This window comes from Paenalcaligenes sp. Me52 (genome assembly GCF_050487965.1).
GTDB lineage: Bacteria > Pseudomonadota > Gammaproteobacteria > Burkholderiales > Burkholderiaceae_B > Paenalcaligenes.
The window spans coordinates 1,912,169-1,926,097 of record NZ_JBKQFO010000001.1 but is presented as its reverse complement, the minus strand read 5'-3'; the positions used below and the strand labels follow the sequence as shown (position 1 = coordinate 1,926,097).

General features: G+C 48.7%; 11 protein-coding genes. 5 read left to right on the top strand and 6 right to left on the bottom strand.

Going from position 1 to position 13,929, the window contains the following annotated elements; genetic code table 11:
- Positions 1 to 110: 110 nt before the first annotated feature.
- A complete protein-coding gene (locus tag ACLO87_RS09040) occupies positions 111 to 722 on the bottom strand; it encodes a flavin reductase family protein (protein WP_430223450.1) in 612 nt (203 codons plus the stop codon).
- A 164-nt stretch (positions 723 to 886) separates the two neighbouring features.
- Here ACLO87_RS09040 and ACLO87_RS09035 point away from each other — a divergent pair, with 164 nt between their 5' ends.
- Positions 887 to 1,870: an AraC family transcriptional regulator gene (locus tag ACLO87_RS09035; protein ID WP_135867033.1), complete on the top strand. Its 984-nt coding sequence runs from the start codon at positions 887 to 889 to the stop codon at positions 1,868 to 1,870.
- Between the two features lie 8 nt (positions 1,871 to 1,878).
- Here ACLO87_RS09035 and ACLO87_RS09030 read toward each other — a convergent pair whose 3' ends face one another.
- The 5 genes from ACLO87_RS09030 to ACLO87_RS09010 are packed head-to-tail and all read right to left on the bottom strand — an operon-like array spanning position 1,879 to position 7,002.
- Positions 1,879 to 3,468 carry a phytoene desaturase family protein gene (locus ACLO87_RS09030; protein WP_430223449.1) on the bottom strand — a complete coding sequence of 530 codons (1,590 nt, stop codon included), beginning with the start codon at positions 3,466 to 3,468 and terminating at the stop codon, positions 1,879 to 1,881.
- Positions 3,469 to 3,471: 3 nt separating this feature from the next.
- The gene (locus tag ACLO87_RS09025; RefSeq protein ID WP_430223448.1) at positions 3,472 to 3,999 is read right to left on the bottom strand and encodes a flavin reductase family protein; all 528 of its coding nucleotides are present in this window, start codon (positions 3,997 to 3,999) and stop codon (positions 3,472 to 3,474) included.
- Between the two features lie 19 nt (positions 4,000 to 4,018).
- Positions 4,019 to 5,266 (bottom strand): styrene monooxygenase/indole monooxygenase family protein, encoded by a 1,248-nt coding sequence (locus tag ACLO87_RS09020; RefSeq protein ID WP_430223447.1) that lies wholly within the window; start codon positions 5,264 to 5,266, stop codon positions 4,019 to 4,021.
- Positions 5,267 to 5,298: 32 nt separating this feature from the next.
- Positions 5,299 to 6,087: an SDR family oxidoreductase gene (locus ACLO87_RS09015; RefSeq protein ID WP_430223446.1), complete on the bottom strand. Its 789-nt coding sequence runs from the start codon at positions 6,085 to 6,087 to the stop codon at positions 5,299 to 5,301.
- A 24-nt stretch (positions 6,088 to 6,111) separates the two neighbouring features.
- A complete protein-coding gene (locus ACLO87_RS09010) occupies positions 6,112 to 7,002 on the bottom strand; it encodes a SphA family protein (RefSeq protein WP_430223445.1) in 891 nt (296 codons plus the stop codon).
- A 298-nt stretch (positions 7,003 to 7,300) separates the two neighbouring features.
- Here ACLO87_RS09010 and ACLO87_RS09005 point away from each other — a divergent pair, with 298 nt between their 5' ends.
- The 4 genes from ACLO87_RS09005 to ACLO87_RS08990 all read left to right on the top strand — a co-directional run bounded on the left by ACLO87_RS09005 (position 7,301) and on the right by ACLO87_RS08990 (position 13,672).
- Positions 7,301 to 7,774: an RES family NAD+ phosphorylase gene (locus tag ACLO87_RS09005; RefSeq protein WP_430223444.1), complete on the top strand. Its 474-nt coding sequence runs from the start codon at positions 7,301 to 7,303 to the stop codon at positions 7,772 to 7,774.
- A gap of 287 nt (positions 7,775 to 8,061) precedes the next feature.
- Positions 8,062 to 9,093 (top strand): HNH endonuclease, encoded by a 1,032-nt coding sequence (locus ACLO87_RS09000; RefSeq protein WP_430223443.1) that lies wholly within the window; start codon positions 8,062 to 8,064, stop codon positions 9,091 to 9,093.
- A gap of 186 nt (positions 9,094 to 9,279) precedes the next feature.
- Positions 9,280 to 10,278: a 23S rRNA (adenine(1618)-N(6))-methyltransferase RlmF gene (gene rlmF / locus ACLO87_RS08995; protein WP_430223442.1), complete on the top strand. Its 999-nt coding sequence runs from the start codon at positions 9,280 to 9,282 to the stop codon at positions 10,276 to 10,278.
- Between the two features lie 427 nt (positions 10,279 to 10,705).
- A complete protein-coding gene (locus ACLO87_RS08990; protein ID WP_430223441.1) occupies positions 10,706 to 13,672 on the top strand; it encodes a P-loop domain-containing protein in 2,967 nt (988 codons plus the stop codon).
- Positions 13,673 to 13,929: the final 257 nt, after the last annotated feature.

Sequence of the window (13,929 nt, the reverse complement as noted above, 5' to 3'; positions counted from 1 at the left end):
AATGTATTTGTTTTCATATTTTTAATACTAAATATATTACTGATGAAATAAAAAAAAGGCATCTAGGGGTTTGCGCTAGTGCCTTTAGGGGGAACGGAAACAGACTGAAATTAGGTGGGTCTACGCATATCAAATAGCGTGTCGTCAGAGACCTCAAAGAAGTCACCAGGGCCACCACCACGCAAGATAGGTTGTGCAGCAGCGGTGTGATACACACCGTCTTTAATGAGGATGGGCGAGATATGTACGGCCACCACTTCGCCTAAGACCATCCAGGTATCGCTTTGCCCGTCCAGTTTTTGTAGGGGGAAGTGCTGTGTGACACGGCACTCTAACGAGACTGGGCTTTCGCCTACGCGAGGCGCGGCAATCATCTGGCCCGGCACAGGTGTGAGCTTGCTGAGTTCGAACTCGTTTACGGGCTGCTCTAGGCTGCTGAGGTTCATGGGTACAGCAAGCGGACGAGTGGCTAAATTCCATGTAAATACGCCGGTTTCAATGGCATTACGCACGCTATCTTTGTAGCCCACACTAGAAAACGCAATGATGGGCGGGCGGTAATTAAAAATATTACAGAAGCTGTAAGGGGCTAAGTTGGTTTCGCCTTGGGCATTCTGTGTACCAATCCAGCCAATCACACGTGGGCCCACAATGGCGCTGATAGGGTCGTAGCGTAAACCGTGGCCTTGGCTGGGTTCGTAGGTATGGTAATCGTGCTGCATGGTCAATCTTGTCTCCTAAGCACTAACGGGTAGATAGTTGTTGGGGAATATACGTATAGGGTTCAATATACTTTATAACTAAACTATATTGGCTGCCAACCTAGAAAAAACGCATTCTGTTGATCGTTTCGGGTTTTTGTTAACTTGTTTTCCGAGTATCTGCCATGAGCAATGATTCTGTTTCTTGGGAAAACGTTATGTCTACGGATGCTGATCAGGTGAAAACAATGATCAGTAGTATGTTGACGCCACATAAACTTAGCCTCTTAAAGGCAAGTTCCTTGCAGTCCTGTATACGCCACGCCAACTTTGGTCAGGTGGATGTAATACGGCTGGGCTATGGGGCGCATGTGCGCATACAGCCAGACGACTTGGTGGACTATTACCTCATACAGATTCCGCAATATGGTCAGGCAACGGTACGCTGCGGAGCAGAAGAAGTAGAGTCCATGCCGGGTGTGGCATCGGTATTAAGCCCAAACGCCGAAATAGACATGAGTTGGCAAGCCAGCAACGAGCAGATCATGATCAAGGTAGACCGTTTGTTGTTAGAGCAAACGGCTCAAGACATGGGCATGGACTCTATGGTGAACGGCGTGCATTTTCCGGCCAAGTTCGAATGCCATCGTTCGGTTAGTTGGCAGTTGATGTTGCGCTACTTAGTAGACTGCGCCCGCAACTCGCTCTCCATGCAACGATCCCCTTTATTGGTTAGGCAGATAGAGCAACTGGTGGTGACCACCTTGTTGGGCGAGCATCCCCCTGTAATGCAATCAGGGCTAAATCGCTTACGCAGCAGTATTTTGCCTAGGCACATTAAACAAGTAGAAAATTACCTGCACGAGCATATAGATCAGCCCATCAACTTAGCGCTGTTGGCGGCTCAGGCACAGGTGAGTGTACGTACGTTACAGGTGGCATTTAAAGAGCATTGTGGCGTCAGTCCCATGCAGTATCTGCGACAACTACGCTTAGAGCGCGTACGTGCCGATTTACTCACGCATGGTGATTCGCTGGAATGCTCGGTGGCAGATATTGCGATGCGCTGGGGCTTTGCCCATTTAGGGCGTTTTAGCGCGGCGTACAAAGACCGATTTGGTGAAACGCCTAGCCAGAGTCTGCAGCGCTTGCGGCAGAACCCTGTCTAGGCGCATCACTACTTGTTACAGATACGCTGTGCGGTTAAGTAGCCAGATTGACCACCTAAACCAGGGCCAGGATGCACCGAGGCTCCAATCTGAAACAGATTAGGAATAGGGGTGCGGCCAGTACGTGTCTTGGCGTTACCCGCAAAGGGGCGCATAAAGAAAAACTGATCTGGCGAGCACACGCCTGAATACGGATCGCCACCTACCAAGTTCATATTCCACGCTTCTAAATCAGCCGGGCTATAGGCTTTGCTACCGATAATATGCTGGCTAAAACCGGGCATCACAGTTTCTAGACGTTGTCTGACGCGTTCTACCATGCCATCACGCAATGCATCGTTCCAGCGTCCGTCTGCCGGAATAGGCAGTTCATTGGCGACGTCGGCCTTAACCGTAGAGGGCATGTCTTGCATTTGCACCCACAGTATCCAACTGCCTTCGGGGGCACGGCTAGGGTCTACCGCTAATGGCTGGCCTACTGCCAAAGTGGGTTTTGCAGGCAACCATCCATTATTGGCCTCTACTACCGAAGCACACACTTGCTCCATGCTTTCGGTGACGTGCACCATGGGTACGTGTATGAGCTCAGGGTTTAGCCAGTGGGGGCGTTCTTTCAACGCAAAGTGTATTTGCATGCCGCCACGCCCGTATCTATAGCGCTTGGCCAGTTGTTGATACTCAGGGCCGGCGGTGGGCAGCAGTTTTTCGTACAGTTGATTAGGCGTAACGTTACAGACCACGGCTTTGCTTGCCATGAAACGCTCTTGCGTAGCTGTGCGCACACCTATAGCCTTGCCATTTTTGATTAGGACTTCGTCTACATGTTGACCAGTGAGCACGTGGCCACCACGTTCTTCAATGACGCGTATAAAGGCTTCCACTAACTTATAGCTGCCACCTTCTACTACAGGCATGCCACCCGCCACAACGGCAGCAAAAGTGAGCTTGCCTATCAGTGAGGAGGCTGCTTCATCAGGGCCTAAGCCACTGTGCAGTACCCACGGTGCAATCAAGGCGCGGCTAAGGTCGTTTTGTAGGGCATATTCAGCCCACCGCCTAAAATTTTCTAAGGAGTCGGACGCAAAGTGCAGCATGCCATCAAGGCCACGCTGACGCCATGACGAGAACAGCAGCTTGCTGGTTTTCCAACTGTAGGGGTCGTTACCCATTAGCCCAAAGACCAACGCCGCATCATTGCCGAAAATCTGCGCCGCCGCTTGGCCTATGGCGTCGCCATCCCCCGGGGCAATGGCATTTAAACGCTGTACGGTGTCTTCCATGTCTTGGCGTAAGGCAATGCCCGTACCATGTGGCGTAGCTAGTCCCGTACTGTAGTCGCCCGATACAAAACGCAGCCCGGCATCGGCCAGCGGTTGCGCGAGCTCGGCGTAGGCGGCACCCCCAACAAACAGGGGGTACCAACTGGAAAATACATCGTGGGTAAAGCCGGGGAAGAGTTCCTCGGTGCGAATGCAGCCGCCCGCGACGGGGTTGCGTTCCAGTACCGTTACCGTTAACCCTCTACAGGCGAGTAGGGCGGCACAACATAAGGAGTTGATGCCGCTGCCCACTACCACCACATCCTGATGTTGTGGCATGAATTAGTCTCCTGATTGTTGTTGTAGATGGGTGAAGCTACCTCGGTGAAATACTGCTGGTGCTTGATTAGGGACCGTGTCGTGACGAATAACTTTGCCAATAAACAGCGTGTGGTCCCCCCCATCGTGTTGGTTATGATTTTCGCAGATAAAGGTCGCTAAGCAGTCATCGATTACGGGAATTCCCTCATCACAACTGTAGTGGCTAACTAACGAAAACTTGTCTTCCAAGCGTGAGTTGGCAAAACCCAGCGCGGCTTCTACTTGATTCTGACTGATTACATGAATAGCAAAATGTTTGCAGTCCTGAAAAAAGGCGAGGCTAGGTGAATGCTTCACCAAACTCCATAACACCAACGGAGGGTCTAGCGACAGAGAGGCAAAGGAGTTGATGGTCAGGCCTACAGGCCGTCCTTCGGGGCTGCGCGTGGTAACAATGGCAACTCCCGTAGGAAAGTACCCCAGCGCCTGCCTGAAGGTACGGCTATCAAAGGTGACCGTTTCCTGAACAAGTTCAGCCTGTGTGGACATGGCAATCTCTCCTGTACGCTTAGGCAGCCGTAGTCTGCTCTTCTGCCAGTTTGGCGATCAGTCCTTGTGCGGAAGGCAGATCTGTCCAAGCCGGGAACAGCGTGGTGGGGTTGTTAAAGGCATTGGCTAGGAAGTTAGCTAAACGTGGTGAACCGGCGGCATTACCCAGCAAGGCTAGGGCGGACTCGGTAGGCGGCAACAACATAGAGTTGGTCCAGGCCACAACTTTGCCGGCGTAATCCCAGTAGGTATCAAAAGTGTGCTGCATCCATTGCCTATCAAAGGCTTGTTCGCCACGCGCCAAGATGCTGTCTAAATACACTTGTGCTGCGCGTGCCGCATTGTTAGAGCCTTGGCCAGTAATAGGGTCGTTCACCACTACAGCGTCACCCATGCCCAGCACGATGCGCCCTGATGGCAGCGTCAATACTGGCTTACGTACTGTGGGAGGGAAGCTACCAGCCAAGTAACCTTGGTCGTCGGTAAGCTCTACATTGCGACAGCGATCGCCTTCCCATGGCAAGAATTCCTGCAAGAAAGACACGCTGCGTTCTAAATGATCTTGTGGCGAGGTGGTGTTGCGGAAGCGGTCTAAGGGGCCGCCTGGAATACCCTCAAACACCATGATGTCGCAGGGGCCAGACAAGGTGAGTGAGGGGAACACAAAGTATTCGCCTACACCGGGGATGAAGTTAAAGGACACGCGTGAGAACTCAGGCATGGGCTCTAAACCATGCACATAGGTCAGTGCTAAGGCGCGTTGCGGTTTATCGAAAGGAGAGCGTTCTGCATCACGTTCAAACAGACGTACTACTTCGCCTTTGCCTGCTGCCAAAATAGTGAGTTCGTATTCTTCAGCGATACGTTCTAATTCGGCTACGCCTACATCTTCCATGATCAAACGCCCGCCGCGTTTCTCAAACTCTTCCAGCCATACCGGCATTTTTAAACGCTGGTCGGTAGCTTGAGCAGGGCGCTCAATGCGGCTGGCCCAGTCCAGCAGTTTGGTGTCGGGCTTGTCGGGGTTGGGCAGAGCAAAGCCAATACCTTCTACAGGAGGGCATTCGTCATCCCAGTAGTTAATACCTAAGCGTCGTTCTACATCTAGCGCATGAGGGAACATACACTGGCTAGACATCACACGCCCCTGGCGAATTTGATCTGGCGTGCGGTTGGTGTACAGGGCAACGTCATAGCCTTTGTCTAGCAGGCCAAAGGCTACGGGCATACCCGCCTGACCACCACCGATAATGGCAACTTTACGCATAAGAGTCTCCTAATTATTCTGATAAAAGTGCGTTATTGGGCAAGTTTGGGAATGGCAGGAACGTTTTGTTCCGGCCCCATGGCGGAATAGCCGCCGTCCACGGCGTAGTCGGCTCCAGTGACAAAGCTGGCACAGTCAGACAATAAAAATGCCACCACTTCGCCTACTTCTTCGGGGTTACCTACGCGGCCCAATAAATGGAAAGGTGCGGCAACCTTGTCGGTTTTGTAGCGGTTGCCGTTGGTTAAGGAGTGCATCACCTTGGACCATGTCCAACCCGGGGACACGGAGTTCACCCGTATGTGATCTGGGGCGAAATCCATGGCAAGACTACGGGTGAGCTGCACAATCGCGGCTTTGGATACCGGGTAGAGCCAGCGGCCAGTTTGCGCAATGGATGAAGAAATGGACGTGAAATTCACAATCGCGCCGCCATGCTGCTCTTGCAGATAAGGGCGTACCGCCTTGCTCATGATAACCGTGCTGATCACGTTAATATCTAAGGCTTGCTGCCAGTCTTTGCGGGAGGAATTCATGCCCTCATCCAAGTAGGAGCAGGCCAAATTCACCAACCCATCTACACGCCCAAAGTGGGCATTAACGGCAGCAATATTGCGGCTGATCGCGGCGTCATCGGTAATATCAGTGCGCCAGAAGCGGCAGCGTTTGGGATCGTTACCAGCAGCAATCTCGCCACCCGCCTCATCAATATCAAAGATAGCAACGCGCGCACCATAGCTGGTCAGAACGTTGACTACACCCGTACCAATCAACGTGGCACCGCCCGTGATGATAAACACCTTGTCTTGTAGACCCTTCATATCAGTCTCCTTACTGCGAATACATTAAAAAGGAATGGCGGCTTTCAGCATGAGCTGGTGACCTTTAGGGCGGCTACGTACGCCGAAGTCTTGCTGCCACTTGGCGGTAAATAACCAGCCACTGGCATTGGCGTAACGCAGAGAAGGGCCAATGCTGAACGCACGAGCTCGGCCATCGCCAGAACGCGGGCCAGAATCGCTGGCAATTTGTTGGTAGGCATAACCACCAATACCGGCTACGAAACCGTTACCAAAGCCATAGCCCAGCGCGTAATCGGCGTGAATGGCATTACCTGTGCGCGTGCGGGTGTCGTTATTGCGGAAGTTAAAATCCACCATTACTTTCAGGTCGGCATTAATCCCGCTGGGTTGCATATAGGTGAATGCGGCAGCCGGTTGAATAGTCCAGTAATTGCGACCTAGGTTGGCCATCGCGTCTTGGCGGTAGTAGCCCGTAGGCGCCACAAAATCCACCCCCACAACGGCGTGGGCGCTTTCACTAAAGTGATAGCCCAGCGCAGGACCAAAGGCGATATCGCCCAGACCGGTTCGGCGCTTACTTTGGCCGAAAGCTTCTTCTTTAACCGTGAGTAGAGGGAACAGAGCATGAAACGCCAATTGGCCGCCTGCCACTTCAGCGGAAGTTACCCAAACCACACGCGGGGCCACCATATTGACGTCAACGCTGAAATCTTGAATGGGCAGCTTATCGCCGTGTTTATCGCGTACAGAGTTGTAGCTAAGAGAGCCGGCATACATTAGCAGGTGGACGCCGGGGCCAGGCAAAGCACCTGAAAGGTAGTTTTCAAGACCGTCGGGGTAGATGGGCAAGCCATTACCTTCAATGGCAACAGCGCTATGGCTGATGAGTACCGCTGCGCCACAGGCAAGACGCACGAGGGTGTTTTTTAACATGAGGAACTGTCTCCACTGTTATTGTGATTGTGGGTGAGACAGATGGTAGGGTGGGGGTGAAAGCGTGGTCTAGCCGCTTTCCGCAAGCTCTATCCACTTAGCGAAATTACTTTAGATTTCAAGGGAAAACCCCAGCAGTAGGGGCCAGGCTTGGCGTAAGGCGCGGTGAAGATAGACGTCTATTGGCTGCTCTAGGTCTACGGGTAACTTTATAATGTCAGCAACTGGCCAGAAGCAACTGTGGTGAAATTCCAGAGCGTAGATCTACCGTATTTCTTCGGTTTTTTGAGAGTGAATAATGTTTACTAATATTGACGGCATTTTCTATAGAGCCATTGATCCTGCATACAGAGCTTATGCGCTATCCGGATCACAAAGTGCGGGACGCTATTCAAGTAGCACGCAACCCACGCTCTATCTGAGTTCGTCGCGTGAAGGGGTAGACGCAGCGATGCAAGCCCACAAACAGAATCGCAGTAGTAAGTTAGAAGTGCTCAGTTTTCATGTCGTGGCCAAGAATATTGTCGATCTTCGTGATCCGTTGGCGTTGTCTGCGGCAGGAGTAAACATTGAGGATGCCATCGCTCCATGGCAAGAGCTTGTAGCTAGAGGCGCTACACCACCTTCGTGGACAGTTCGTGATCGTCTCGTGGCTTGCGGTGCAAACGGGTTGATTGATCCCTCGAGAAAAGCACCAGGCTTGTGGCATCTGGTTTTGTTTTCTTGGAATCAGAATGATACGCCGCAAGTTCATCTTGTGAATGAGGCTTGAACGGTTTTTTAGAAAGGAAAGAGTCACTAACGACCGCTTCGAGTCGTGAGCGGATTGTCGTCAAAAGACGGTTTCTGGCCATAAAAATACCTTTATTGGATTGAGCGCAAGGACATTGAAACGGCTATTCCATTCGGCAAACGGTCATCCGATTCCCGAAAGTGGGTATCGCATCATCAGTCTATATACAACATTGGGATGCCCTAGCTTGGTTGTGAAAAAGGACCATATCCTGACAGTAAGAGGATTGAAACGCCGGGCGGCAGTTCATTTCTCGAGGAGAAACAATGACGAAACCAAAAAGAAACGTAAATGTAAAGGGTTGTCCGAACGCAGAGCGATGGGTGCGAAAGCACCCGGATGCGGCCCGCAATCTCAGGCGGATAATCAGACTTATGGATGGGCGCTACGAGGGTGATTACCAGGGTTATATCAATCGAGACACAAACTTCGTGGAGTATCGATTTGATCCGATCGAGGGAGAACGTGACTTCAAGCATGTGCAACTCTTTGCCCGGCAGAAGCATGTTGTTATCCGCTTTTCTGGATTTGTAAAACGCAAGACAAAAAGCCTAGGAATCAGCAAAACGCTGAAGGACGCGTATGGCAACGACTATCCCGTGTTGGAGTTTTCAGTAGCAGCAAATATGAGTCTTGATGAGTTGGAAGCGTTCTTGCGCACGACGACGACCTTTGCGCGAGATTGGACGGCACCTCAGTCACGGGGTTCCGCCACGCACGGGTCACACAAGGCACTAACGAACCTAGGCAAGCGTACGCCCCGGGAGTCGATCGACCGCGCTGAACTGGAAGCTGGCGAGGAACTCACAATACCAATTGAATCCGAAGAAGACGCGCGTGAGCGCGAACTGCGTACTGTTTTTCTGCGTCGCGGGCAACCGAAGTTCAGAGCAGCCCTGCTCAATGCCTATGAGAGGCGATGTGCCGTTACGGGCTGCACCGCAGAGAATGTACTTGAGGCGGCTCACATTATCCCATATAGGGGCGACAACACGAACCGGTGCGACAACGGATTATTGTTGCGCGCGGATATTCACACTCTCTTCGATCTGGGTCTGCTGTGGATCAATCGAGAAATGAAGGTCGAAATCGCGAATGACTTACAACATACGGACTACAGAAAGTTTAAGGGAAAGGTGATTTTTTTGCCGACAGATACCGCCTCGCGGCCACATCCCAAGCACTTGGAGCATCACGCGCAGATAGCTAGTGAACTGCGGGAGGCCAGGCAACGACGCAGCGATCGCAGTTGTTCTCGCGTCATCAAGGGAGGGGCTGACGTACGCACTCATTGGTAATGATGCATAAATGGACCAATTTCCGCTTAGGGGCGCAAGCGGACATTGCTCCTCTTGTCTGGCACTCTGCGCATCAGTTATGAGTCAACAGCAACCAAAACATAAATGAATTCTATAATGTCCGCCATATGCCCCCACTTACCATAACGAACCCTGAAAACCGATAAGGGTTCCTGTTGAAACACGATGTCATCTCCAAAGTCAGGTAATCCCATTTCTACACCCTCAACACCTAGCAAAACGGCGGCTTTGCTGCATCCACGTAACCGCCATCAAGGTCGTTACGACTTTGATGCACTGGTCAAAGACACGCCAGAATTAGCGACTTTTGTTGCCTTGAATCCGCATGGCGATAAAAGCATTGATTTTGCTAATCCTAAGGCTGTGAAAGCGTTGAACCGTGCTTTATTAAAGTCCTTTTACGGTATAGAGCACTGGGATATTCCTGCGAACTACCTTTGCCCACCTATACCTGGCCGTGCGGACTACGTGCACTATTTGGCTGATTTGCTGGCAAGCAGTAATAAGGGTGTGATTCCCCAAGGTGCTGCAGTACGTGCTTTGGATATTGGTGTGGGCGCAAACACGATTTATCCCTTAATTGGTCACGCAGAATATGGCTGGCAGTTTGTAGGCTCAGACATAGATGCGAATGCGCTGATAGCGGCGCGAACAACTATTAATGCTAATAAGGGCTTATCTACAGCGATCACATTACGTCAGCAAAAATCGCAGAAGCAAATATTTAAAGGCGTGCTCAGCACAAACGACTACTTTGACCTGACGTTGTGCAACCCTCCATTTCATGCGTCGCGAGCAGAAGCGCTAAGTGGCTCTACTCGTAAATGGCGTGGCTTAGGCAAGGCGGCACCAAAGCAAAACAATAATACTGTGCTGAATTTCGGCGGGCAGGGTACGGAGCTGTGGTGCGAAGGCGGTGAAGCGGCCTTTATACGGCTCATGATAGAAGAGAGCAGGGCCGTAAGTAGGCAGGTATTTTGGTTCAGTACCTTGGTATCCAAAGAGTCTAATTTGCCCGGTATATTGCATGCCTTGCGAAAGGCTAATGCGTTTACGGTAAAGACCGTGGAAATGGCTCAAGGACAAAAGAAAAGTCGCTTTGTAGCATGGACGTTTTTAAACCCAGCGGCGCAAGAGGCGTGGCGTAAGGCGCGTTCAAGATAGGGTTATAAAAATAAAACAACACTAAGAATCTTAAGCGGTGGGTTGGCAGAGTAACACTAAAAAAGAATAAATTTAAGATAAAGCTACATCAATTTTGATGGGTTTGTGGCGTAATAGGAACGCCGGAATTTGAATATGGTATTGGGCAGTGATGTGACCTATGTTATCTAAAAGTTTTCAAAAACTATGAATCGTCCATTATTTTGGAACGAAATAATTAATTATAGGGATAACACAGAATTAATTGAAAATTATATGGTATTGATGTTGTCAAAATTGATTTTATTCAAGCAGTGATGGAGGGTTAAATAGCAAGAAAATCTGATATGATTTTGGTCTAGGTTTTTCTTCTGTAACGACCTAACCGTAAATATCAATCACTGCAGGCACAACAGATGTTTTGCCTCACCAAAAATATACAAATGAGATGACGATCAATAAGGAAGAGGTGGAGCTCTTTATCTCCAAGGATGAGTCTCCTGTCTTGGAGTTCAAGCGTGAGTGGTATTGGTTAGATGATGCTGCCGCAGGTGATCGAAGTAAGCTGTGGGGTGAATTCTATAAGGATGTCATCTCTCTATGTAATGGTTATCTAGATTTTGTCGGAGATGACCGATATCTAATATACGGATTTTGCGAAAAAGAACGTCGTGTCTACCCTGTAGATAGATCGAAAATTAGAATACTTCAGAACACTGGAGAATTGAGGCGAAAGATAATTGAGCGATTGGAGGAGTTGCTTGATTACCCTTTACTTCAATTCGATATCGGAATCGTCACACTTGATGACGGTGATGTTCTTGTCCTCCGGATACCGTCTCCAAAAAGAGTGATCGAACTTAAGGCTCAACTTGTCACAAAGACACGTACTCTCGATCCCGGTTCAATCCTAGTCAGGAAAGGCCAGGGGGGGGACTCTATACGAATAGCCACTCCACGAGAATATGAAGCGCTTAAGGAGGAGTTTGATACGTTTAGGGAGAAGGGAGACACCACTGTTGTGGATCCGCATATTGCACCTAAACAGCGTAGTATTGCGACGACCGTGCAGTTATATATTGAACGAAATGCAAGCTATGCACTTGATGTTGACTATCCAAAATCCCATAGAGATTGGAATGAAAATATCATTTTTGAGCTCTTCCGAATCAGTGAGGCTTTCGGGAGCCAAAAATATTTTCTATATATTCACGAACATGCCGCTCAAGCTAAGACCTATGCATATTTGAAAAAAAACCAACTGCTGGATGAGAAAAACCCCCCCATAGTGCTAACGGAGAGACCAGCAATCAAGGAAACTGAGCGCCGTAAGGAAAATATTGCACAAACTTTCAAGACTAAGCGCGTTTTTTTTATTGATGAATTCGGTTTTGAGCACCTCTACCACGACTATATCCAAAAATATGAGAAATACAGCCAGAGGGTATTTGTAGAGAGTCTTAGCAAGGAAATTGTAGATGGCACTAATTCAGCCATCATGCTCCTTAAACGTTGGTATGAATCAGTTGCGGCGCCAGTGGTGGTGATTAAGGGGTATGGAGGGATTGGAAAGACTACTATGGTCAAGCAGTTTCTTGATGATGTCTATGATTCTAATCAGAATATTGGTCTTCTATTTATTGATTCTAACGAAATTATTGATTACTTAGTACGCATAGCCAAGGCAGAAAAAAAGATTGATGATCTTTACGATTTTTATTTGGCACAGGCACAGGGCGAACGGGAGTCGGTTGCCAAGAGTTTTAGTAAGGATTTGTTAAAACTTACTGTGGACAACGGCAATTTGATTATTGTTTTAGATGGGTTGGACGAAGTAATTGCACGACTTGGCGCTAAATTTGACGTGGGTTCATTCATCGACTCCATCTCGAATAATTACTCAAGCAACCTTGAGCGTGCAAAAGTTGTAATTACTTGTCGCGATAATTTCTGGAGAACTCCAAATGATACTGCGGGAATCAGTGAGATAACTCTAACTCCTTTCAACAAGCAATTAGCACGTATGTTTTTTGAAAAATCGTTTTCCTCGAATGAAAAAAAGGTCGAGCAAGCGATGGGTATGGCAGAAAAGTTTGCACTGCACCAGGAAAACGCTGACAACGAAGAGTCGATCTATATACCGTATGTGCTTGATATGATAGTGTATCTTATCCAACGGCAAGGGGCGTTAGATGGTAATTATTCAAAGGTCGAGGTTAAGAGTAAGCTCCTGAGTGCGGAGGTCTCAAATGACTTTCTCGTGTCGAGCGTATGCGAGAGAGAGATTAAAAAGCTTGCAAACGTTGGTGTCGACGATCAGATCAACTTCTTTATTGAGTTTGCAGTCAAGAGCCGGGTTAGTCTCTATGACATCAAAGCCCTATTTCAGCATGAAACTTCTATTTTGATTGACGATGATACGATCGAAAAACTGAAAGGGCACCCTCTTCTTGCTTGCTCTGAGAACACAGTGAGCTTTCGGTACGATTTTTTCTACGAATACTTCAAGACACTATACATAGTTCGTTATTTTTCCGAAGAGAATTTGGACCATCTCACCTCTGAGATGATTGAGATTCTTGGCAGTTATATCGGATTTGATAATGCGTTTACGCGAGCTGCATATCCAAGACTAAAGCTTAACGACGCATTAATAATCTTTGCACTGGAAACGATTGAGCAGTTAAAAACAATGTTGCCTGACGATGGGGGGGCAGAGAGCGGACGTATTCGAGCTGCGATCTCTGGTGTTTTTGTGTTGCTTTTAACGTTACAGCGAAGTCAGTCAACATCTGGCTTGGATACAGCCTCGAGTACAGATCTTCTCCATCAGGTGTTTGAGTGTGATGGTTACCTTGATGGCATTTCTATTGTGGGAGTCTTTAGCTCGGACCGGGCCAAGCCTATTTTCGACTTTCGTGGAAAGAAAATCCGAAACTCCTATTTCGATCGATATGAGTACTTTTGGGAATGCCTGCTTGACGAGGAGACTACATTTACAACAAGTTCTTTTTCAAAATTGGAGCCTCGCAGCGGAATTAAACCAAAGTTCTTCCCGAATACCTTCGGAAAGGGCTGTGATACTTCAGATATCAAAGATATCCTTAGCAATAGAGCGAAAGAGATTGGTGCAAACCTTTCTTCGATACGCACTCAGTTAATGCAGCTATTTAAGCTTTTTCATTCACGTGGAAATTTTTATCCTCAGAAGCAAGAGTATATTCGCTCCAAAGTCTTTACCGGGAAGCTTTTGCCGACTTTACTGAAGGAAAAAGTGATTCTTGAATACACCGATCCAGAAAAGCCAACACTGAAGCAATATAGAGTCGCAGATGATTATCGGCCGATCGTCAAACAGATGGAACAAGGTGGAGCATCTTTGGAGTTAGAGCTAGTGGTCAAGTTGTTTTCCTGAGCCTTTTTTGTTTGCTTTAGTTCATACCTAGCTGGTCTTCATGTGGAGTGAGACCAGCTATTAATTGAGCGGCAAAATCAATGTCCGGAATGAGTCGTAAGAAGGCATAGCCTTTTTCCGCAGTTTCCCGACATAAATCGTGAATATGGCCTATCTATCTAGTATCTCTCTTACAGCGTAGTCTGATCGCCGCTGCTCATCAATAGCCTCATACTTTCTCTGACGCTACAAACGAAAAAAAACCGACAACCAAAATG

What these genes read in the sequence shown, in the direction of transcription:
- ACLO87_RS09005 (WP_430223444.1), top strand. Translation starts at nt 7,301, where the DNA reads ATGTTTACTAATATTGACGGCATTTTCTATAGAGCCATTGATCCTGCA.
- ACLO87_RS09030 (WP_430223449.1), bottom strand. Translation starts at nt 3,468, where the DNA reads ATGCCACAACATCAGGATGTGGTGGTAGTGGGCAGCGGCATCAACTCC.
- ACLO87_RS09000 (WP_430223443.1), top strand. Translation starts at nt 8,062, where the DNA reads ATGACGAAACCAAAAAGAAACGTAAATGTAAAGGGTTGTCCGAACGCA.
- ACLO87_RS09035 (WP_135867033.1), top strand. Translation starts at nt 887, where the DNA reads ATGAGCAATGATTCTGTTTCTTGGGAAAACGTTATGTCTACGGATGCT.
- ACLO87_RS09020 (WP_430223447.1), bottom strand. Translation starts at nt 5,266, where the DNA reads ATGCGTAAAGTTGCCATTATCGGTGGTGGTCAGGCGGGTATGCCCGTA.
- ACLO87_RS08990 (WP_430223441.1), top strand. Translation starts at nt 10,706, where the DNA reads ATGACGATCAATAAGGAAGAGGTGGAGCTCTTTATCTCCAAGGATGAG.
- ACLO87_RS09025 (WP_430223448.1), bottom strand. Translation starts at nt 3,999, where the DNA reads ATGTCCACACAGGCTGAACTTGTTCAGGAAACGGTCACCTTTGATAGC.
- ACLO87_RS09040 (WP_430223450.1), bottom strand. Translation starts at nt 722, where the DNA reads ATGCAGCACGATTACCATACCTACGAACCCAGCCAAGGCCACGGTTTA.
- rlmF (WP_430223442.1), top strand. Translation starts at nt 9,280, where the DNA reads ATGTCATCTCCAAAGTCAGGTAATCCCATTTCTACACCCTCAACACCT.
- ACLO87_RS09010 (WP_430223445.1), bottom strand. Translation starts at nt 7,002, where the DNA reads ATGTTAAAAAACACCCTCGTGCGTCTTGCCTGTGGCGCAGCGGTACTC.
- ACLO87_RS09015 (WP_430223446.1), bottom strand. Translation starts at nt 6,087, where the DNA reads ATGAAGGGTCTACAAGACAAGGTGTTTATCATCACGGGCGGTGCCACG.